A 21,840-nucleotide genomic window follows, 5' to 3' on the forward strand; every position below is an offset into this window, starting at 1 on the left:
TTCAGCGCATTTGCACATGCACAAAATCGACGACAAAAGCACGCCCCGCCGGGCCGCCACCAACAAGGACGCCTCGCTTCGAACAGACAAACAATCCCCCTCGGCGAGATGCCGATTAATCGCAAAACGACGATCAATCGCAACTCGAGCCGATTTAATAAAATCGAAAGGATCGATTAACTAAACGGAAAGGAATATCTCGTATCTGGAATTTATTAAATTAAGTGAAAATACCGGCGCATATTAGGGTCCCGATTTATCGCCGTAAAGTAATAATTTGTTACGGCGCTCGCCATTCCGATAAAAGGCAGTTCGGGACCGATTCCAGGGCACCCAAAAGAAAAAGCCGGACGGCTGTCCGGCTTCGTGAGGGCCGCGCGGCGCTCGCCGTCAGAGCGGCACGTCGATCGCGCCGGCGCCGACCGTGATCGCGTTCGCGCCCGGCGCGGCCGAGATCGGCGGCAGGTTCGCGCCCGTCAGCGCGGGCGCGGCGCCCGGCGTGCCGCCGCGCGGCACCGTGCGGATCACCTGCGACGGCGGCAGCGGTGCGCCGTTCTTCAGGTGCTTCCACATCAGGTTCAGCGCCTGCAGGTTGTAGTAATGAACCGGCACGAAGCGCGTGTCGAAGCCCGGCACCGGCAGGAACGCGTCGAAGTGCTGGCCGTTCGTCACCTCGTAGAACACGAGCTGGCTGCGTCCGCCTTCGCTGATGCCGTTCTGCGCGACATACGCGCGCGACGCGTGGTTCACGGGCACGAGCGCGTCGCTGCGGCCCTGCACGATGATCGCCGGCTTGCCCTGCAGGTTCGCGTTCACGCGCACCGCGTCGACGTTCGCGGGCATCCCGAGCATCCCGTTCGTCCAGAGCTGGCGCAGGCACAGCGCGCCCGCGAAGCTTGCATCGGGGGTGGCGAGCCGGTGATCGACGCCCGCGCCCGTGTTGAACACGAGGTTGATGCCGGCCGTCGGCGGCACGCCGTTGCCGACGCCGAACACGGCCGGCATCGGCGACGTGGCCGGCGCGGCGACGGCGCCCGTCGCCGGGTTCGTCGTCGCGAAGCTGAAATTGCACAGGTTGTCGGTGACGCGCGAGCGCGTGTACGCGTTCGCATACGTGACCGCGATCGCCGGAATCGCCTGCGAATCCCACATCGGCGCCTGCAGGAGGTCGGAATCGGCGAGGTAGCCGGCCGCGTGGAGCTGCGCGAGCGCGTCGGCGGCCTGGCTTTGCGTATCGGCGCCCGACACGAGCCCCGCCGCGGCGAGCGTCGCGCAGCGCTGGGTGCGGATCGACTGCGTGGTCGCCGCCGGCAGCGCGCTCAGGGACGGCGCGTCGGCAAGCGATGCCGACGCGGCCGCGCATGGCTCCAGCAGGTTCGCGAGCGTCGCGTAGTCGGCCAGCGGCCGGCCGAACGACGGCACGGGCTGGCCGCCCGAGCGCACGACCGCGTTCGGCGCCATCCGCACGTTGATCTGCGGCTCGCCGACCACGACCGCGGTGATCCAGCCGCGGTTGTCCTGTTCGGCCGCCGCGAGCGACGCGCCGCCGCCGTTGCTGACCGACGCGGCGATCGTCGTGACGTCGCCCGCGCGATAGCGCACGCCGTGATGCGAACCGTCGATCAGGGGCGCGAACTGCTCGTTGAGCGCCCAGTAGGCGAACTCGACCGACTGCAGCGTCACGCGCCCCCAGTCCTGCTCGGGATTCTGCTGCGAATGCGCGTGCTTGAACGCATAGCGGTTCGGGAAGCGGGAATTGAACGCGGCGAGCTCGCCGCTGGTGGCGTTCGCGGTAAACAGGCTCGCAGTGCCGGCCAGCACCGCGTTGGCGAGCGTGCCGTCGATCAACGTGATGGTGTCCGACATCAGCTCGTGCGCGCCGTTGCCGCCGCCCTTGTCGTTGTAGGCGACCGCGCAGCCGCGCTTGAGCGCCCATTCGCCGGCCGCGGAAATCGCGCCGTACACGCCGCGCGAGCCCGACGACGTCGCGGTGACGATGCACGGCTGCGCGGGATTGAAGCTGGCGGGCACCTGCACGAGCAGCGTGACGTTCTTGCTGCCGCTGCCGTCGTCGGCGTACGCGAGATATTCGGTGCCGGGAATCTTGCCTTCGCCGAGCGTGTCGTTGCCGTCGAGGTCGACGTTCGGCCCCCAGAAGCGGCCGTAGCCGCCGTTCGCGCTCATGTCGACGAGTGCGCGATAGTTCGACCAGATCGCGAGACGGCGCAGCTCGGCGCTCGTCGGCCGGGCGGCATTCGCAAAGCCGGGGGCGCTCGCCGAGCCGAGGCCCGTCTTGCCGAGGCCGGCCGTCAGCAGGTCGTCGCTCGCGCCGTCATAGGCCGTCGTGCGCACGCTGCCGGACACGAAACCGGGCAACCGGTTGCGCTCGGCCGATTCGTCGCCGTTACAGGCGCCGAGTATCGCGACCGCGGCCAGCGCCGCGCCGAAAACCATCCGCCTGCCCCACCCGAGCCTCGTCATCGCCGCCCTCTCGATATCGTTATCGGTCCGCCGCCGCTTCATGCGGCTTGCGGCCTCTCAAGCGCAAACGGGCCCCGGCATGCCGGGGCCCGCCTGAAAACGGGCGCATGCGGCGCTCACGCGCCGCTGCCCGGCATCACTGCTGCTGAACCGTCAGCTTGTTCGTGACCGACGTCACGCCCTTCACGTCCTTGGCTGCGGCTTCGGCCTTGTCGATCTGGTCCTGGGCCGGCATCGTGCCCTCCAGCGTGATCGCGCCACCCTTCGAGCGCACGACGAGGTTCGACACATTCACGCCGGCTTCCTTCGAAATCGCCTTGCGCACCGCGTAGCCAAGCTTGCGGTTCGCCTTCTTCGCGGTCTTCGCGGCGGCCTTCGGCGCGCTGGTCGCGGCCGCGGGCGCTTCCGTTGCCGCGGCATCGCTCGACTGCGCATACACGCTGCCCGACAGACAGGCCGCCACGGCGGCGACGCCCAACGCTCTCAACACGATCGACTTCATGCTATCTCCTTATCACTCCGGAACGGCCGTGCACAGTACGGCCGATTACCCCCAAAAACAGCCGGCCCGCGCGCGAACGGGCGGGACAGCCGGTGTTTTCCACGGCGATACGAGAGAGGCGAGACGGGCTGGCGGCAGGCGCACGCGAAAGCGGGCCGGCCGGGCCGGACAGCCGCCGGCCGAACGCGCCCGGTCTCATTGCGTGCCGGGTCGCGCGCAAATCGGGCGCGGCTGCGTCGCACAATGTAATCCAGCGCCCGCGGAAGCGCAAAGCTTTTGACGCGGGGCCGCCCGCCACTGTCGCCGCGGTGCCGCGCCAGGCCGCCCCGCTCACGCACGCCCGGTGAAACCGGGTACCATCGCCGCGAGCACCGGCGTCGTCCATGACAGCCGTCCGATCGTCACCGATACGTCACGCCAGCGTCATTCGCCGTCCCCATGAAACCAGCCCGCCCTCGCCCGCCCCGCCGCATCCTCGCCCGCTTCGTCGCGGTGTCGTGGCGCGACCTCGCGCTGTCGATCGGCCCGACCGTGCTGCTCGCCGGCGCGGCCGTCTGGCTCGCGGTCAAGCTGATCCAGCCGGCCCCGCCGTCCACGCTCGTGATCTCGTCCGGGCCGCCCGGCAGCACGTACTGGAACGCCGCGCAGAAATACAAGACGATCCTCGCGAAGAACGGCGTCACGCTCGACGTCCAGTCATCCGAAGGGTCCGCCCAGAACCTCGCGCGGCTGTCGAACCCGAACGCGCCGGTCGACGTCGGCTTCGTGCAGAGCGGCATCGGCCCGAAGGAGCGCGACGAACACCTCGTGTCGCTCGGCAGCATCGGCTACGTGCCGCTCGCGATCATGTATCGCGGCCCGGTCGTCGCGCGCCTGTCCGACTTCAAGGGCAAGCGGCTCGCGCTCGGCGCGGAAGGCAGCGGCGCGCGCGAGCTGAGCCTCGCGCTGCTGAAGATGAACGGCATCGCGCCGGGCGGCTCGACCGAGCTACTGCCGACCGCCGGCGAGGACGCGGCCACCGCGCTGCTCGACGGCAAGATCGACGCGGCGTTCCTGTCCGGCGACTCGACGCAGATCCCGGTGATGGCGAAGCTGTTCCGGGCGCCCGGCGTGCACGTGTATTCGTTCACGCAGGCCGAGGCGTACGCGCGGCGCTTTCCGTACCTGACCGCGATCACGCTGCCGATGGGGGTCTACGATCTCGGCCGGAACCTGCCGCCCGCCGACATCCACACGGTCGCGCCGACCATCGAGCTCGTCGCGCGCGACTCGCTGCACCCCGCGTTGTCCGACCTGCTGATCGAGGCCGCGCGCGAGGTGCACGGACACGCGACGATCCTGCAGCACGCGGGCGAATTCCCGTCGCCCGTCACGCGCGGCTTCCCGCTCTCCGACGACGCCGCGCGCTACTACAAATCAGGCAAGACCTTCCTGTACCGGCGGCTGCCGTTCTGGGTCGCGAGCCTCGTCGACCGGCTGCTCGTCGTGGTCGTGCCGCTGATCGTCGTGCTGATCCCCGGGCTGCGGCTCGTGCCGTCGCTGTACGGCTGGCGCGTGCGCTCGCGCATCTACCGCTGGTACGGCGCGCTGATCGCGCTCGAGCGCAGCGCGCTCGGCGAGCACACGGCCGAGGAGCGCGTGCAGTTGCTCGACGAGCTCGACGACATCGAGGAAGCCGTGAACCGGATGAAGATGCCGCTGGCCTATGCCGGGCAGTTCTACGTGCTGCGCGAGCACATCGGCTTCGTGCGCGAACGGCTCACCGCGCACGACCAGGACACGCCGGCCGGGCCGCCGCACGCACGTGCCGAGCCCGCGCCGCCGGCCGGCACGCCCCCTCGGGCGACTCCCGGTTCCGCGTGAGCGGACGATCCGCGATCATTGCCGCATGCGCGTGCCGCCGCGTAACATGGAGGCCGCCGCCAGGCGCCGCACGCCCCACCCTCTGGAGATCGCCATGACAACCGGCCTCGATACCGCCCAACCCGCCTGGTTCTACGACTTCGTGTCGCCGTTCTCCTACCTGCTTCTCGAACAGCTCGACAAATGGCCGGACGTGCCGTTCGAGCCCGTCGCGGTGTCGCTGCCCGACCTGCAGCGCCACTGGGGGCAACGCTCGAGCGCGGACGTGCCCGCCAAGCGCGTGTTCACGTACCGTCACGCACTGTTTCGCGCCGAGCAGCTAGGCATCCGCTTCAAGATGCCGCCCGCCCATCCGTTCGATTCCGACAAGGTGTTGCGCCTCGCGATCGCGCTGCGCGCCGACATCGCGACCGTGCTGGAAATGTTCCGCTTCATCTGGCATGACGGCAACGATCCGTCGACGCCGGCCGGGTTTGCCGCGCTGTGCGAACGCGTCGGCGTCGGCCACGGCGACGAGCTGATCGAATTCGAGGAGACGAGCGCGCAGCTGCGCCGCAACACCGACGACGCGATTGCGCTCGGCGTGTTCGGCGTGCCGACGTTCTGGATGAACCAGCAGCTGTTCTGGGGCGAGGACGCGCTGCCGATGGTGCTGTACTGCGCACGCACGCCGAACTGGCTCGAATCGCGCGAGGTCAAGCGGATCAGCACGCTGCCGAAGAGCCGTCCGTGATGGCCGGTATCACGCACGTCAGCGCGCGGCTGCGGTAAGGTTACGCTTCATCCGAATCACCCCCTACGATGGAAGACGACGACCGTACCGCCTCGCTCGATATCTGGCTCGTGCGCGTGTTGCGCACGCTGCTGCTCGAGCGCAGCGTCACGCAGGCCGCGCTGCGGCTGAACCAGACCCAGCCCGCGATCAGCACCGCGCTGCGCAAGCTGCGCGAGACGCTGAACGACCCGATCCTCGTGCGCGGCAAATCCGGCATGGTGCCGACCGAATACGGCGCATCGCTGCTCGAGGCCGCGCAGCGCGCGCTGCGCGAGGTCGACTTCATCGCGACGCCGCACGGCGACTTCGATCCGTCGTCCGCGCGGCGCACGTTCCGCGTCGCCGCACCCGATTACCTGAACGATTTCTTCATGCCGACGCTGATCGAGCGCTTTCGCGACGCGGCGCCGCATGCCCATCTGGAAATCGATTCGCTGAATCCCGCACTCGATCACGCGGGCGCGCTCGAATCGGGCGCGCTCGATCTCGTGATCGGCAACTGGCCGAAGCCCGACCCGCAGTTCGCGCGTCAGGACCTGTTCTCCGACACGATCGTGTGCCTGATGCGCGATGCGCACCCGCTCGCACGCGAGCCGCTCACGCGCGAAGCGTATGCGTCGGCCGCGCACGTCGCGCCGACGCCGTACACCGGCGACAAGCGCAACGCGATCGAGATCGGCCTGGCACGCGCGCGCCTTACGCGGCGCATCGTGACGACGCTGCCGTACTTCGGGATCGTGCCGCAGGTGCTGCTGCAGTCGGACCTGATCTTCACGACGACGCGCCGCTTCGCAACACACTATGCGCAGCTGCTGCCGCTCGTCGTCGTCACGCCGCCCGTGCCGTTCCCGCGCATCAAGAGCTACCTGCTCACGCATCCGCAGCCCGACCGACCGACCGACATCGCGTGGCTGTGCGCGCTGATGCAGAGCGTGTCCGACGAGCTGACGGTTCCCCGCAGCCGCAAGCGCTGAGCCGCGGCACACAACACGGCACGGCCGCTCGAGTTCAGGCCGTGCAGAAGGTTTCCTGCAGATGGGTCCAGCGCACGACGCCCGCCGCGTCGCGCTCGAACACGGCAGTCGCGCGACGCGCGGGCAGCTCGCCCGAGGCCGCGTGCTGCGCTTCGAGATAGGTGACGGTCACATGCGACGCGTCGGCCGCGAGCACGCGGGTGTCCGACAGCGTGATGCGCAGCCCCGGCTTCGCGCCGGCGAGCTTCGCGAACAGCGTGCGCGTGCCGTCGTGATCGACGACGCGACCGTCGGTCAGGATCATCGTGAATTCGGCGGAAAACGCGGCGAGCAGCGCGTCGAGCGCCTCGGGCGCGGTATCGACGCCGGACAGCCAGCGCTCGACGGCGACGAGGCTCGCATCGAGCGCGTCGAGATAAACCTGATGATCGGACATGGCACGTGCACGATAAGGCGCGGCCCGATGCCGCGCGTCGTCGTGCAGTGTATGCAAAATCGCGCGGCCCTGCGCTGGCCGCGCGGCGCTACCGCGCGCAGGTCGCGTCGTCGCGCGCACGTCCCGATGCGGCGGCCTTCGCATCGGCCACCGGCATGCCCGAGCGCACCTGCAGCAGCTCCGCGCACACAGCCACCGCGATCGCGCCCGGCGCCTTGTCGACGATGCCCGCGACGCCGATCGGGCACACCATCTCCACGAGCCGCGCCGGATCGACGCCGCGCGCGGCAAGCCGGCGCTCGAACTTCACGCGCTTGGTACGCGAGCCGATCATCCCGAAGTACGCGTAGTCGCGCCGCCGCATGATCTGCGCGGCGAGCGAGAAGTCGAGCGCGTGGTTGTGCGTCATCACGAGGAAATACGCGCCGGGCGGCGCGGCGTCGACGACGGCCTCCGGCGTGTCGGTCGGCTCCGGCTGCACGTTCGGCGGACATTCGTCCGGGAACAGCTCGTCGCGCGTGTCGACCCACTGCACGACGCACGGCAGCGCGCCGAGCAGCGTGACGAGCGCGTGACCGACGTGACCGGCGCCGAACAGCACGACGTGCATCGGCGCCGGCGTACCGGTCGCGCGGTTGCGCTGGCCGGTGCCCGGCGCGAACGCCGCGGTCGACGCGGTGCGGAGCGAGCGTGCGGGGCCGTTCATGTCAGTCTCCGCCGGGCCGCCCCAAGGAGGCTGACCGCCCCCTCGGGGGGAGCCGTGCACGGGACCGGAGTAAGCGCTGAAGCGCCAACTCCGGTCGACAGCGAACGAAGTGACCGTGGAGGCTGTTTCATCTCAGACAGCCTGGACGGCGCGTGCCGCACGCACCGCGCTGACCGCACGCAGGATCGACTCGCCGGTCGCCGGCGCATCGAGCGGCGGGTTCACCTTGTAGTCGCCGACCGCGGCCACCGCATCGCGCACCGCGAAGAACACCGAGAACGGCAGCAGCAGCGGCGGCTCTCCGACGGCCTTCGAACGGTGAATGCTGTCCTCGACGTTGCGGTTCTTGAACAGCTGCACGTTGAATTCCGGCGGCGTGTCGTTCACCGTCGGGATCTTGTACGTGGACGGCGCGTGCGTCATCAGCTTGCCGCCCTTGTTCCACCACAGCTCCTCGGTCGTGAGCCAGCCCATCCCCTGGATGAACGCGCCTTCGACCTGGCCGATGTCGAGCGCCGGGTTCAGCGACGCGCCCACGTCGTGCAGCGCATCGACGCGCAGCGTGCGCATCTCGCCCGTCAGCGTGTCGATCACGACTTCCGACACGGCCGCGCCATACGAGTAGTAGTAGAACGGCCGACCCTGCAGCTTCGACTGATCCCAGTACAGCTTCGGCGTCGCGTAGAAACCGTCGGACCACAGCTGCACGCGCGCGAGGTACGCCTTCGCGATCACCTCGCCGAACGGCACGCCGTTGCCGCCGATCCACACGAAGTCGTTGCCGAATTTCACGTCGGCCGCATCGACCTTGCCGTCGCCGAACTGCTTCGCCGCAAATACCGCGAGGCGCTCGCGCAACTGGCGCGCCGCATCCTGCGCGGCCTTGCCGTTCAGGTCCGAGCCCGTCGACGCGGCCGTCGCGGACGTGTTCGCGACCTTGCTGGTGTCGGTCGCCGTCACGCGGATCCGGCCGAAGCGGATGCCGAGCTCGTGCGCGACGACCTGCGCGACCTTCGTGTTGAGCCCCTGCCCCATCTCCGTGCCGCCGTGGTTCACGAGCACCGAGCCGTCGGTGTAGATGTGCACCAGCGCGCCGGCCTGGTTGAAGTGCGTGACGTTGAACGCAATGCCGAACTTCACCGGCGTGAGCGCGATGCCCTTCTTCAGCACGGTGTTGCGCGCGTTGAATGCGCGCACGCCCGCGCGCCGCGCGCGGTAGTCGCTCGTCGCTTCGAGTTCGCCGAGCAGCTCCTGCAGCACGTTGTCCTCGACCGCCTGCCCGTAAGGCGTGACGTTGCGTTCGGTCTTGCCGTACAGGTTCGCGTAGCGGACGTCGAGCGGATCGCGATCGAGCGAACGCGCGACGTCGTCGAGGATGTACTCGATCGCGAACGCGCCCTGCGGGCCGCCGAAACCGCGAAACGCGGTGTTCGACTGCGTGTTGGTCTTGCCGCAGTAGCCGGCGATGGCGACGTCGCCCAGCCAGTACGCGTTGTCGAAGTGGCATACCGCGCGCGTCATCACCGGGCCCGACAGGTCGGCCGAGAAGCCGCAGCGCGACGTCATGTCGAGCGCGACGCCGTCGATGCGGCCGTCGTCGTCGTAGCCGACGTCGAAGCGGTAATGGAAGTCGTGCCGCTTGCCGGTGATCATCATGTCGTCGTCGCGGTCCGGACGCAGCTTCACCGGGCACAGCAGCTTCCACGCGGCAAGCGCCGCACAGCATGCGAACAGGCCCGACTGCGATTCCTTGCCGCCGAACCCGCCACCCATCCGGCGGCACTCGACGAGCACGTTGTGCGACGCGACGCCGAGCACGTGCGCGACGAGGTGCTGCATCTCGCTCGGGTGCTGCGTCGAGCAGTACACGTGCATCCCGTCGTCGTCCTTCGGCACCGCGTACGCGATCTGCCCTTCGAGGTAGAACTGCTCCTGGCCACCCAGCAGCATTTCGCCCGACTCGCGGTGCCGCGCGACGGCGAGCCGTGCGGCCGCGTCGCCGCGCGCAAGCTTCAGCGGCGGGATCACGTAGGTTTCGGCCGCGCGCGCTTCCTGCGCGGTGAGGATCGCCGGCAGCTCCTCGTAGTCGACCTGGGCGCGGCGCGCGGCGAGCCGCGCGGTTTCATGCGACGTCGCGACGACGATGAACATCGGCTGGCCGACGAACTGCACGATGCCCTTCGCGAGCACCGGGTCGTCGTGGATGATCGGGCCGCAATCGTTGACGCCCGGGATGTCGTCGGCCGTGAACACGGCGACCACGCCCGGCGTCGCGCGCACCGCGTCGAAGTTCATCGACACGATCTTCGCGTGCGGCTTCGCCGACAGGCCGAGCGCCGCGTGCAGCGTGCCCGCGACGACCGGGATGTCGTCGGTGTAGGTGGCACGCCCGCTGACGTGCAGGTGCGCGGATTCGTGCGCGCGCGATACGTGGACCTGCGCGGCGTCGGCTTGCGGGTCGAGGGTGCTCAGGAACGGTTCTGCTTGCTGGTTCATGTTCGGTGTTCTCCGTCTTCAGACGCGCGCCGCGTTGGTGCCGAGTTCGGCGGCCACTTCACGCACATTCAGGGCTTGCGGCGGCAGCGGGTCGTGCGGGCGCGTCTCCAGCCAGAATCGGACCATCAGGTTCTTCGCGGTATCGAGGCGGTACGTGCTCGTCGCGCGCATGTCGGACAGCGGCTGGTAGTCGCGCTCGAGCGCCTGCATCGCGGCCTGCGCGGTCGCTTCGTGCCACTGCGCGCCGTCGAGCACGGCTTCTGTCCGGGTCGCGCGCTTCGGCGTCGCTGCCATCCCGCCGAACGCGACGCGCGGCTCGCGGATCGTGTCGCCGTCCGCGATGAACGCGAATGCCGCGCACACGGCCGAGATGTCGGAGTCGAACCGCTTCGACAGCTTGTACGTGCGGAACTGCAGCTTCTCGCGCGCGCCGGTGCGGGTCGGCACTTTCAGGCCGACGACGAATTCGTGCGGCGCCATGTCCTTCTGCTGGTAGCCCGTATACAGCGCCTCGAGCGGCAGCTCGCGCACCGTGTCGCCGCCGCGCAGCACCACGCGCGCGCCGAGCGCGATCAGGCCCGGCATCGAATCGCCGATCGGCGAGCCGTTCGCGACGTTGCCGCCGATCGTGCCCGCGTTGCGGATCGGCAGCGACGCGAAGCGCTTCCACATCTCGGTCAGTTCCGGATACTGGCCGGCCAGCGCCGCATACCCTTTCTCGACCGTCACGCCAGCCCCGATTTCGATCCAGTCTTGGCCGTGCACGATGTTCTGCAGTTCGGCGATCTGGCCGACGTAGATCAGGTCGTCGAGCCGGCGCATCTGCTTGGTGACCCACAGGCCGATGTCGGTGCTACCTGCCAGGATGCGCGCGTCGGGCCGCTCGACCTTCAGCGCGGCCAGCGCGTCGAGCGTGCGCGGCGCCGCGAAGCGCGCGCCGTCGATCGTCGTGTAGTCGAACGTCTCGTCACGCTTGAGCGACGCGAGCGTGCGGGCCAGCGCGGCCGTGTCGACCGGCGCCGACGGCGCCGGCGCTTCGAACATCTGCACGGCCGCGTCGACGATCGGGCGATAGCCGGTGCAGCGGCACAGGTTGCCGGTCAGCGCATCGGCGATCTCGGTGCGCGTCGGCACGTCCTTCGCCTTCGCGCACGTGCCGGCGCTGGCGCAGCCTTCGTGGCCGTGCTTCTCGTACAGCGCCCACATCGACATCACGAAGCCGGGCGTGCAGAACCCGCATTGCGAACCGTGGCAGTCGACCATCGCCTGCTGCACCGGATGCAGCGCGCCGTCCGGCTGACGCAGGTCCTCGACCGTCAGCAGCGCCTTGCCGTCCAGCGTCGGCAGGAACTGGATGCATGCGTTGACGGCCTTGAACTCGACCGAGCCGGCGTCGGTCAGTTCGCCGACGACGACCGTGCACGCGCCGCAGTCGCCTTCCGCGCAGCCTTCCTTGGTGCCGGTGCAATGCGCGTCCTCGCGCAGGTATTGCAGCACGGTGCGGGTAACGTCCGCGCCGCTGACTTCGCGGATCGCGTGACGATGGTAGAAGCGGATCGGCTCACTCATGTCTCGATGGTTCTTCAAATGGGGGCAAGGCGGCCCGCGCAGTGCGCTCGACCGACGTTTTTCCGACAGTTTGCACGCTATCACCATCAAATTTCGCAACCCATAGCCCATCACGCATGGGGCCCATATAACTGACGCGATATGAGCGCCGGGCCCGCCCGGCGGCCTTTCCAGACGGCGCTCCCGGCCCCTTCCCTGCGCCGCCGCAACCGTCCGCCATCGTTGAAATCAGGTCGCGATTAACTAAATGGTACCTGCGTGAAAACCGGTTCCATGGGAAAATCCCGATTCCCTTTTTCGCCGTCTTCCGCCTGCTTCGTCCATTCGTTCCGACCCCATGTCAACCGATTCCGCCACACCGCCGCGCAGCGGGTTCGCGGTCACGCTGCAAATCGTGTCCGTCGTCTGCTTCACGTTCATCTGCTACCTGACCATCGGCCTGCCGCTCGCGGTGCTGCCGGGCTTCGTCCACGACGACCTCGGCTTTTCCGCGATCGTCGCGGGCGGCGCGATCAGCGTGCAGTATTTCGCGACGCTCGCATCGCGGCCGCTCGCCGGGCGCCTGGCCGATACGCTCGGCCCGAAGCAGACGGTGCTGCGCGGGCTGGTCGGTTGCGGCGTGTCGGGTGTGCTGCTGCTCGTCGCGCTGCTGCTCGCGCACTGGCCGGTCGCGAGCCTCGTGCTGCTGGTCGCGTGCCGGCTCGTGCTCGGCGTCGGCGAGAGCCTGTGCGGCACCGGCGCGATCCTGTGGGGCATCGGCCGGGTCGGCGTCACGCACAACGCGAAGGTGATCTCGTGGAACGGCATCGCGACCTACGGCGCGCTCGCGCTCGGCGCGCCGGTCGGCGTCGCGATCGCGAATACGCTGAATCCGGCGCTGATCGGGGTGATCGTGATCGCGCTGGCCGCCGCCGGCTTCTACCTCGCGCGCCTGATCGCTTCGGTGCCGCTCGTGCACGGCGAACGGATGTCGTATGCGAGCGTGTTCACGCGCGTACTGCCGCACGGCCTCGGCCTCGCGCTCGGCTCGGCCGGCTTCGGCTCGATCGCGACCTTCGTCACGCTGTACTACGCGGCGCGCCACTGGCCGAACGCCGCACTGTCGCTGACCGTGTTCGGCACGCTGTTCATCGGCGCGCGCCTGCTGTTCGCGAACACGATCAAGACCTACGGCGGCTTCCGCGTCGCGATCGTGTCGTTCGCATTCGAATGTTCGGGCCTGTTGCTGCTGTGGCTCGCGCCGGTGCCGCACATCGCACTCGTCGGCGCCGCGCTGACAGGTTTCGGCTTCGCGCTGATCTTCCCGGCGCTCGGCGTCGAGGCCGTCGCGCTCGTGCCGCCCGCGAGCCGTGGTGCGGCGCTGTCCGCGTACTCGGTGTTCCTCGACCTGTCGCTCGGCATCACGGGCCCGCTCGCCGGCTATGTCGCGGGCGCGTTCGGCTATCCGCAGGTGTTCCTGTTCGCGGCGGTGGCGGCCGCCGCGGGCGTCGCACTTTCCATGGTGCTGTACCAGCGGCAGGCGCGGGTCGAGGGAAGCGGCGCAGCGGCCTGATCGCGCTGTTCATGAAAAGGGGGGGCTGGTCGCGGAAATCACGCCGCCGGCCGCCAAATGGAAAACGCCCGCATCGCGCGGGCGTTTTTGCATCCGACTCGGCCGGTGTAGCGGACAAGCCGATCAGGCGGCCCGCAGAAACAACCGCCGCGTGAAGTCGAACGCGACGAGATTGCCCGCCACGACGAGCAGCAGCCCCACCACCGCCAGCGGCGACCACTGGTAGCCCTCGAACACCGTCGACACGGCCAGCGCGACGATCGGGAACAGCACCGTGCAGTACGCGGCACGCTCGGGCCCGATCCGGCCGACGAGGGTCAGATAGGCGGTAAAGCCGATCACCGAGCCGGGCACGGCCAGGTAGACGAGCGCGCCGAGATAGCGCGGGCTCGTGTCGAGCGTGAACGGCATCCCGGCCACCACGCTGCCGACGGTCAGGATCGCCGCGCCGATCAGCATCGCCCAGCCGTTGGTCGCGAGCGGGTGCAGCCCCATCGACTGCATCCGGCTCGACAGCAGGTTGCCGATCGAGAAACACATCGTGCCCGCAAACGCGATCGCGAGCCCCATCCACGTCGCATGGTCGTCGAGGCGGCCGGCCATCTGCTGCCAGAACAGGCACGCGATACCGGCCAGCCCCAGCAGCGCACCGGCGATCGCCGACGGCCGCAGCGGACGGCCCATGAACAAGCGGCCGTTGATCGAGTTCAGCAGCGGTGCGGTCGAGAAGATCACCGCGACGAGGCCGCTCGGCACGACCTGCTCCGAGTAGTAGAAGCACAGGAAGTTCAGGCAGAACAGCGCGAAGCCCTGCGCCAGCAGAAAGCGCCACGCTTCGCGCGGCGGGCGCACCGGCCGGCGCATCACGCGCAGCAGCGCGAACAGCACGGCGGCCGCGAGCCAGAAGCGCCATGCGATCGACACGGGCGGCGGCACGGAGCCGAGCTGCCACTTGATCGCGATCCAGGTGGTGCCCCAGATCAGCACGGTGACGAAATAAAGCGACAGGTTCATGGCGGCAACGATCCGAAAAAACAGGTGAAACGGATCCCGACTATGCCGCCGCCCGGCGCGCGCCGATTGTCCGGAATTGCGGTCTTTTTCGGGCCGCCGCACGCGGCGCCGCGCGCCCGCTTATACTCGGCCCATCATGAGCCTCTCCCTTTCCGCGCCCCCCGTCGACCACCCCACCGCCCTGGCTGGCGGCGATCTGCCGTTCGGCCTGCAGTCGGTCTGCCGCACGCTTGCCGACGCGAACGCGACGCTCGAACGCTTCGCGTGGCTCGGCGACCATCTGGCGATCGCCGAATGGACGCGGATCACCGACGAAAGCGAGACGGTCTACGAGCAGCCGGGCCACCACACGCTGTCGTGCTACCTCGACGGCGGCTACCGGACGGAGCGCCAGCGCGTGCCGCGCTACGGCGCGCCGAGCCTGCTTTGCGCGCTGCCGGGAGATCATGAATCGCGCTGGTGGGTGCGCGGCGAGATGCACTTCATCCACCTGTATTTCCTGCCCGAGCACTTCACGCAGCGCGCGATCCGCGAACTCGACCGCGAGCCGCGCGAGCTGAAGCTCGCCGACCGCACTTACTTCGAGGATGCGCGCGTCGCCGCGCTGCTGCGCTCGCTCGCGCTGGACGGCTGGGACGATGCCGACGAACGGCTGCGCGTGAACGAGACTGCGCACGAGGTGCTGAGCCTGCTGCTGCGCGGGCAGAGCACGACCCGCACCGACACGTCGTTCCGCGGCGGGCTCGCGCCGGCCGTGCGCCGCCGCGTGCGCGACTACATCGACACGTACCTGACGCAACCGCTGACGCTCGGCGAACTCGCCGACGTCGCCGCGCTGTCCGAGTATCACTTCTCGCGGATGTTCCGACTGTCGTTCGGCCGCGCGCCGCATGCGTGGGTGGCCGAACAGCGCCTCGCGCGGGCGCGCGAGCTGCTGCGCACGACGGCGCTGCCGCTCGCGCAGATCGCGGCCGAGTGCGGCTATGCGAATGCCGGCCACTTCAGCCATCGCTTTCGCGACGCACATGGCACGACGCCGAATACGTACCGGCGCGCGATGCAGGGCCGCTGAGCGCGGCCCCTCTCCCCGTTTCGCGGCTTACGCGCCGCGCCGCGACAGTTCCTGTTCGAGTGCCGCGACGCCGGCCGGCAGGTCGACCGGCACCTTCAGATCGACCATCGTGCGGCCGAATGCATGCAGCGTGCGGAACAGGTTGTGTTCGCGACACTGCTCGCCCATCTGCCCGATCCGTACGATCGGCAAGCCGAACGAGCCCGAAATCTCGACCTGGTACTGCTTCGAGATATGACCGCAGACCATCCCCGGCGTGAGCCCTTCCGGCGTCTCGATCCCGACCACTGAATTGAGCCGGCAGTCCTTCGGCGCGTACAGCTTGAGCCCCATCGACTCGACGCCCGCCTGCAGCGCGAGCGAGCAGCGCAGGTGGCGCGCGAAGCGGCTTTCGAGCGTCTCCGCACAGACGAGCCGCAGCGCTTCGTGCAGTGCGAGCACGCCGGACACGGGCGCCGTGTAGTGATAGCCGGCGTTGTGCCAGAAGTTCTCCGCGAGCGCCATGTCGAGGCACCAGTGCGCATTCGGCTCGGGGCGGGTCTTCATCCGCTCCCATGCGGCGTCCGAGAACGCGATCAGCGACACGCCCGGGATCGAGGACAACCCTTTCTGACCGCCGGTGATCACCGCGTCGATGCCCCACGCGTCCATCTCGAGCGGCATCGTCGACAGCGTGCACACCGCGTCGACCACGACCAGCGCGCCGGCCGCCTTCGCGAGCGCCGCGATGTCGCGCAAGTCGCGGTTCCATACGGTGTTCGACGTCTCGCCCTGCACGATCGTGACGATCTCGGGCCGCTCGCGCGCGATTGCGTCCGCGATCTCGTCGAGGCTGGCGACCGCGCGGTCGGCCACTTCGAGCGTTGCGACGTCGGCGCCGACGCGCGTGGCCATCTCGGCCATCCGTGCGCTGAAGAAGCCGTTGCGGATCGACAGCACGCGCGTGCCGCGCCACGCGAGGTTCGAGATCGCCATCTCCATCGCGGCCGAACCGGGGCCTGCGACGCCGAGCACCCACTTCGTGCGGGTCTGGAACACGTAGCGCGCCATCTCCTTCACCTGCTCGATGATCTTCGCCATCGTCGCGCCGAGGTGGTTGATCACGACCGTGTTCGCCTTCGCGACGGCGGCCGGGATCGGGACCGGGCCGGCCCCCATCATCAGCAGCGGTTCTTCGGGCAGGATCGCGTCGAGCGGCACGACGACGGGACAGGGAATCGGCGAGTAATCAATGGACATGGCTGGCAAAAGGTGAGGAAAGGAAGTGCACGGAGCCCGCCGCGCTGCATGGCGAACTGATCGATCATTCCGCGTTCCGCCGCCTCGCGCAAGAGGCACGCGCGGCCGGACAGCGCGACGGTGGCCCGGTCGCCGGACCGGGCCAGCCGGCCGTGCGCCGGCCGCATGCCAGCTGTCCGGATCGAGAATGGATTGCCGGCCGTGCGGTGAAACGGTTCCACTCGTGCGTCAAGCGCACGATTTACTCCGTCAATAACAGCGCGCCTCGTCGACATCGCCGCTTCAGCGCAACTTCCGTATCGATTGAAATAGACCAGATCCGCGATGAAAATCACCTCGCGGAATCCGATACGCAAAACCCTCGCACGCTCGAAAAACATCCATTATTTCGGCATGAATTGGGGCGCGCTTCCTGGCAATACCTGAGAAAAACCGCACAAATATCTCGTAACCAATTGAATTAAATAGACAATATTCTCACCAGACATACTTGTCGAATACCACATAGCCTTTGAACGGCAGGCATGCGAGACAGCGCCACGTTTAACCCGTTACTCCCGATTTCGATTTTCCGCAACCCGCCCCTTTTCTCAGGTTGACGGATATCGCTCTGTATTGAACAATCATCTGCGGAATCGAAAAAAACGATTTTTCGATACGATGGAAAAACTGAGGGCCGCGCGATGCGCTTTCGAGGTTGCGCGGCGTAAAACCACAACCATAATCAATCAACCGGGCCAGAAATACGCAAGCCATGAACCAGATTCAGACCATGCGTGTATTCGTCTGCGTCGCCGAGCAGCAGAGCTTCCGGCGCGCGGCGCACCATCTCGGCGTGTCCAATGCACTCGTCACGCGTTCGATCGCGATGCTCGAGGGCCACCTGAACACCCGGCTGATCCACCGCACCACGCGGAACCTGTCGCTCACCGAGGCCGGCGTGCGCTACCTCGACGGGTGCCGGGCGCTGCTCGAGGAATTCGACCATCTCGAATCGTCCGTCGCGCATGCCGTGCGCGAACCGGCCGGCACGCTGCGCGTCGTCGCGTCGGGCCTGCTGTCGCCGCTTGCGCTGACGCCGCTCGTCAGCAGCTTCCGGCACCGCTATCCCGAGTTGCGCGTGCAGCTGACCGTCGCCGAGGGACCGCTCGACGTGCTCGATTCCGGGTACGACGTCGGCATCGTCACGGGCAACCGGCTGGACGGCAACCCGACGCTGATCGGCCACGCACTTTCACCCAACCCGTTCGTCGCGGTCGCGGCGCCGGCCTATCTCGAGCGACGCGGCGAGCCGCGCCTGCCCGACGACCTGCCGGGCCACGACTGGGTCACGCTCGCGCCGCACCAGCATGCGCCCGCGTGGCAACTGGTCGGCCACGACGGCGTCGCGCATTCCGTCACGGTGCGTCCGGCCTGCACGGTCAACCAGCTCGCCCTCGTCCACGCGGCCGCCGTGGCCGGCGCGGGCATCGCGGTGCTGCCCGAGCCGTGCGTCGCCAGCGCGCTCGCCAGCGGCACGCTCGTGCGGCTGATGGCCGGCTACCGGATCGACGATCCCGACACGCAGCTGTCGCTCGTCTACCCGAATCGCCAGTACGTGCCGGCGCGCACGCGCAGCTTCGTCGAGCACGCGCTCGATCACTTCAGCGCGCAGCCGGCCAGCGAACGCACCGATTATGGCTTCCTGCGGCCGTCGCGCGGCCCCGACCGCTCCGACATCGTCACGGGGCTGCAGTAAACTGCGCGCGTCAGCCTTCGGAGGTGCAGCGTGCGCGTGATCCTGTTCAGCAGCCGGCAGTACGACGACGATTCGTTTGCTGCCGCCAACCGGCAGTTCGGCTATCGGCTGCACTTCCAGCCGTCGCACCTCGACGCGGAAACCGCGATCCTCGCGCATGGCTATGACGTCGTCTGCCCGTTCGTCAACGACACCGTCGACGCGGCCGTCCTCGAACGGCTGGCGGACGGCGGCACGCGCCTGATCGCGCTGCGCTCGGCTGGCTTCAACCACGTCGACCTGGCCGCCGCCGAGCGGCTCGGCATCACGGTGGTGCGCGTGCCCGCCTATTCACCGCACGCGGTTGCCGAGCACGCGGTCGCGCTGATCCTCGCCCTCAACCGCCGCCTGCCGCGCGCCGTCGCGCGCACCCGCGAAGGCGACTTCTCGCTGAATGGCCTGCTCGGCTTCGACCTGCACGGCAAGACCGTCGGCGTGATCGGCACCGGCATCATCGGCAGCGTGTTCGCGAAGATCATGATGGGCTTCGGGATGCATGTGCTCGCGCACTCGGTGCCGCCGTACAACGATGAGCTGATCGCGTTCGGCGCGCGCTATGTCGAGCTCGACGCGTTGCTGCACCACGCCGACATCGTCAGCCTGCACTGCCCGCTGCTGCCGTCGACGCACCATCTGATCAACGAACGGACGATCGCGCGGATGAAGCACGGCGCGATGCTGATCAACACCGGGCGCGGCGGCCTCGTCGATGCGCAGGCGCTGGTCGACGCGCTCAAGAGCGGCCAGCTCGGCCATCTCGGGCTCGACGTGTACGAAGAGGAAAGCGGGCTCTTCTTCGAGGATCACTCCGACCTGCCGCTGCAGGACGACGTGCTCGCCCGCCTGCTGACGTTCCCGAACGTGATCGTCACGTCGCACCAGGCATTCTTCACGCGCGAGGCGCTCGCCGAAATCGCCCACACCACGCTGTTGAACATCGAGGCGTGGCATGCGGGCACGCCGCAGAACGTCGTGACGGCGAATCGCTGAGAAATCGACGAAACCGGGCCATTTCATGGTTGCAAGCGATACCGCAATCGTTTGCTTTTGATCGCCGCTGAAAACACGATCTTTTGCATCAACAATTTCGCGCTTTGTTGCAAATGATGTAACGCGGCGCGTGCGCCGTCTGCTATCGTTGCGCCGACGTTATCCCGCCCCCTCCCGTCCATGCGTTTCGACGATTCCGACATCGCCGCCGTCTACCGCGCCATTTTCGAACGGCGCGACATGCGCCACTTCACGCCGGCGCCCGTCGATCCCGCCGTGCTCGCGCGCCTGCTGCGCGCGGCGCATCACGCACCGAGCGTCGGCTTCATGCAGCCGTGGCGCTTCATCCGCGTCACCGATCCGGCGCTGCGCACCGCGATCCACGCGCTGGTCGAGGCCGAGCGCCGCGCGACTGCCGACGCGCTCGGCGAGCGCCAGGACGAATTCATGCGGCTGAAAGTCGAAGGCGTGCGCGAATGCGGCGAGCTGCTGGTCGTCGCGCTCGCCGACGGCCGCGAGCGCCACGTATTCGGCCGCCGCACGCTGCCGGAGATGGATCTCGCGTCCGCCGCGTGCGCGATCCAGAACATGTGGCTCGCGGCCCGCGCCGAAGGGCTCGGGATGGGTTGGGTGTCGCTGTTCGACGTCGATGCGCTGCGCACGCTGCTGCGGATGCCCGACGGCGCGAAGCCGATCGCCGTGCTGTGCGTCGGGCACGTCGACGCGTTCTACGCAAAGCCGATGCTCGAGCAGGAGCGCTGGGCTGCGCGGATGCCGATCGAAGCGTGCCTGTTCGAAAACGGCTGGAACGATCCGGCCGCGATCGATGCCGCCGGCTCACCTTCATCGCCCGCCAACGCGGCGGACGCGGCAACGGAAACCGGGGCCGACTCGACAAGCGCTTCGATGACGAGCGTCGGCGGATCCCCCGAACGCATCGCCTGACGAGCCCCCGCCATCATCGTTCCGCCCCCATTTCAACGCCGCAACGCCCGCCGAATCCCACACTGTGAGCGCCACGCGGGCAATCCCGTCGCACGCCGGCAACAACCGTTTTGGCCCCAATCATAGGGGTTTTCACTGAAGTAGAATCGCGGCTGTCGTTCGCCTTACCGTCCGCCCCGCACCGCGCATCCTGCGCCAGCCCGAGCGGCGGCTTTTCCCGAGCCCACCGCGATGCCCTTACCTCTTTTCGCCCTCGCCGTCGCCGCATTTGGAATCGGTACCACCGAGTTCGTGATCATGGGGCTGCTGCCCAATGTCGCGCGCGATCTCGGCGTGTCGATCCCGGCCGCCGGCATGCTCGTGTCGGGCTATGCGCTCGGCGTGACGATCGGTGCGCCGATCCTCGCGATCGTCACCGCGAAGATGCCGCGCAAGCGCGCGCTGATGGGCCTGATCGGGCTGTTCATCGCGGGCAACCTGTTCTGCGCGATCGCACCGGGCTATGCGGTGCTGATGGCCGCGCGCGTCGTCACGGCGTTCTGCCACGGCGCGTTCTTCGGGATCGGCTCGGTGGTCGCGAGCAACCTCGTCGCGCCGAACCGTCGCGCGCAGGCGATCGCGCTGATGTTCACCGGCCTGACGCTCGCGAATGTGCTCGGCGTGCCGCTCGGCACCGCGCTCGGCCAGGCATACGGCTGGCGCGCGACGTTCTGGGCCGTCACCGGCATCGGCATCGCCGCGGCCGCCGCGCTCGCCGTCTGCCTGCCGAAGAATCTCGCGATGCCCGACACCAGCATCACACGCGAATTCAGCGTGCTGAAACATCCGCAGGTGCTGATGGTGCTCGGCATCAGCGTGCTCGCGTCGGCGAGCCTGTTCAGCGTGTTCACGTACATCACGCCGATCCTCGAGGACGTGACGGGCTTCTCGCCGCGCCAGGTCACCTACGTGCTGCTGCTGTTCGGCCTCGGGTTGACGGTCGGCGGCACGCTCGGCGGCAAGCTCGCCGACTGGCGGCGGATGCCGTCGTTGATCGCGACGCTCGCGCTGATCGGCGTGGTCCTCGCGCTGTTCGCAGGCACGATGCACCTGCCGTTCGCCGCGCTCGCGACGATCTTCGTGTGGGGCATCCTCGCATTCGCGATCGTGCCGCCGCTGCAGATCCTGATCGTCGACCGCGCCAGCGACGCGCCGAACCTCGCGTCGACGCTGAACCAGGGCGCGTTCAACCTTGGCAACGCGACCGGCGCGTGGCTCGGCGGGATGGCGATCGGCTCCGGCGTGTCGCTCGTGAACCTGCCATGGGTCGGTGTCGCGATGGCCGTCGCGGCGCTCGCGCTCACGCTGTGGTCGGCGTCGCTCGAACGTCGACCGGTGATCGTGCCGACCGAGTACGTCTGAAGCCGCCCTGTCGAAATCGTTGCGTGCACAACTCCACGCGGACCTGAT

The 21,840-nt window shown here is 68.4% G+C and carries 17 protein-coding genes; 9 read left to right on the top strand and 8 right to left on the bottom strand.

All coding sequences use genetic code 11. From position 1 onward, the window contains the following. Positions 1–390: 390 nt before the first annotated feature. Positions 391–2,481 carry a D-(-)-3-hydroxybutyrate oligomer hydrolase gene (locus C5O79_RS04405; protein WP_122474503.1) on the bottom strand — a complete coding sequence of 697 codons (2,091 nt, stop codon included), beginning with the start codon at positions 2,479–2,481 and terminating at the stop codon, positions 391–393. 136 nt (positions 2,482–2,617) lie between these two features. Continuing rightward, entirely contained in the window at positions 2,618–2,983 is a 366-nt protein-coding gene (locus C5O79_RS04410) for a BON domain-containing protein (RefSeq protein WP_047850640.1), read from the bottom strand. 438 nt (positions 2,984–3,421) lie between these two features. On the opposite strand from C5O79_RS04410, the gene C5O79_RS04415 reads away from it, so the two are divergent. The 3 genes from C5O79_RS04415 to C5O79_RS04425 all read left to right on the top strand — a co-directional run bounded on the left by C5O79_RS04415 (position 3,422) and on the right by C5O79_RS04425 (position 6,595). Beyond that, positions 3,422–4,846: a TAXI family TRAP transporter solute-binding subunit gene (locus tag C5O79_RS04415; protein WP_122473608.1), complete on the top strand. Its 1,425-nt coding sequence runs from the start codon at positions 3,422–3,424 to the stop codon at positions 4,844–4,846. Between the two features lie 94 nt (positions 4,847–4,940). Further along, the gene (locus C5O79_RS04420; RefSeq protein ID WP_046545037.1) at positions 4,941–5,579 is read left to right on the top strand and encodes a 2-hydroxychromene-2-carboxylate isomerase; all 639 of its coding nucleotides are present in this window, start codon (positions 4,941–4,943) and stop codon (positions 5,577–5,579) included. 68 nt (positions 5,580–5,647) lie between these two features. Next, positions 5,648–6,595, top strand: a complete 948-nt coding sequence (locus C5O79_RS04425) for a LysR family transcriptional regulator (RefSeq protein WP_046545036.1) — start codon at positions 5,648–5,650, stop codon at positions 6,593–6,595. Positions 6,596–6,629: 34 nt separating this feature from the next. Here C5O79_RS04425 and C5O79_RS04430 read toward each other — a convergent pair whose 3' ends face one another. From C5O79_RS04430 to xdhA, 4 genes are all read right to left on the bottom strand, one after another. Beyond that, positions 6,630–7,031 (bottom strand): polyketide cyclase, encoded by a 402-nt coding sequence (locus tag C5O79_RS04430; RefSeq protein ID WP_122473607.1) that lies wholly within the window; start codon positions 7,029–7,031, stop codon positions 6,630–6,632. Positions 7,032–7,119: 88 nt separating this feature from the next. Further along, the gene (gene xdhC / locus C5O79_RS04435; RefSeq protein WP_046545035.1) at positions 7,120–7,737 is read right to left on the bottom strand and encodes a xanthine dehydrogenase accessory protein XdhC; all 618 of its coding nucleotides are present in this window, start codon (positions 7,735–7,737) and stop codon (positions 7,120–7,122) included. Positions 7,738–7,869: 132 nt separating this feature from the next. Further along, positions 7,870–10,233 carry a xanthine dehydrogenase molybdopterin binding subunit gene (gene xdhB, locus C5O79_RS04440; RefSeq protein WP_122473606.1) on the bottom strand — a complete coding sequence of 788 codons (2,364 nt, stop codon included), beginning with the start codon at positions 10,231–10,233 and terminating at the stop codon, positions 7,870–7,872. Positions 10,234–10,251: 18 nt separating this feature from the next. Then, positions 10,252–11,802 carry a xanthine dehydrogenase small subunit gene (gene xdhA, locus C5O79_RS04445; protein WP_122473605.1) on the bottom strand — a complete coding sequence of 517 codons (1,551 nt, stop codon included), beginning with the start codon at positions 11,800–11,802 and terminating at the stop codon, positions 10,252–10,254. Positions 11,803–12,139: 337 nt separating this feature from the next. On the opposite strand from xdhA, the gene C5O79_RS04450 reads away from it, so the two are divergent. Continuing rightward, positions 12,140–13,354, top strand: coding sequence for an MFS transporter (locus C5O79_RS04450; RefSeq protein WP_122473604.1), 1,215 nt, complete (start codon positions 12,140–12,142; stop codon positions 13,352–13,354). A 123-nt stretch (positions 13,355–13,477) separates the two neighbouring features. Here the strand turns inward: C5O79_RS04450 and C5O79_RS04455 are convergent, their stop codons facing one another. Further along, entirely contained in the window at positions 13,478–14,368 is an 891-nt protein-coding gene (locus C5O79_RS04455; protein WP_122473603.1) for an EamA family transporter, read from the bottom strand. A 136-nt stretch (positions 14,369–14,504) separates the two neighbouring features. On the opposite strand from C5O79_RS04455, the gene C5O79_RS04460 reads away from it, so the two are divergent. Then, positions 14,505–15,440, top strand: a complete 936-nt coding sequence (locus tag C5O79_RS04460) for an AraC family transcriptional regulator (protein WP_039361220.1) — start codon at positions 14,505–14,507, stop codon at positions 15,438–15,440. Between the two features lie 27 nt (positions 15,441–15,467). Here the strand turns inward: C5O79_RS04460 and C5O79_RS04465 are convergent, their stop codons facing one another. Beyond that, the gene (locus C5O79_RS04465; protein ID WP_039361540.1) at positions 15,468–16,679 is read right to left on the bottom strand and encodes an alanine--glyoxylate aminotransferase family protein; all 1,212 of its coding nucleotides are present in this window, start codon (positions 16,677–16,679) and stop codon (positions 15,468–15,470) included. 754 nt (positions 16,680–17,433) lie between these two features. On the opposite strand from C5O79_RS04465, the gene C5O79_RS04470 reads away from it, so the two are divergent. The 4 genes from C5O79_RS04470 to C5O79_RS04485 all read left to right on the top strand — a co-directional run bounded on the left by C5O79_RS04470 (position 17,434) and on the right by C5O79_RS04485 (position 21,792). After that, positions 17,434–18,417: a LysR family transcriptional regulator gene (locus C5O79_RS04470; RefSeq protein ID WP_046545030.1), complete on the top strand. Its 984-nt coding sequence runs from the start codon at positions 17,434–17,436 to the stop codon at positions 18,415–18,417. Positions 18,418–18,447: 30 nt separating this feature from the next. Beyond that, entirely contained in the window at positions 18,448–19,446 is a 999-nt protein-coding gene (locus tag C5O79_RS04475) for a 2-hydroxyacid dehydrogenase (protein WP_122473602.1), read from the top strand. A 180-nt stretch (positions 19,447–19,626) separates the two neighbouring features. Continuing rightward, complete coding sequence (gene bluB, locus C5O79_RS04480) at positions 19,627–20,391, top strand: 5,6-dimethylbenzimidazole synthase (protein WP_047850646.1); 765 nt, start codon at positions 19,627–19,629, stop codon at positions 20,389–20,391. A gap of 231 nt (positions 20,392–20,622) precedes the next feature. After that, positions 20,623–21,792, top strand: a complete 1,170-nt coding sequence (locus tag C5O79_RS04485) for an MFS transporter (RefSeq protein WP_046545028.1) — start codon at positions 20,623–20,625, stop codon at positions 21,790–21,792. The last annotated feature ends 48 nt before the right edge of the window (positions 21,793–21,840 follow it).

The organism is Burkholderia sp. SRS-25 (assembly GCF_004343765.1).
GTDB classification, from domain to species: domain Bacteria; phylum Pseudomonadota; class Gammaproteobacteria; order Burkholderiales; family Burkholderiaceae; genus Burkholderia; species Burkholderia contaminans.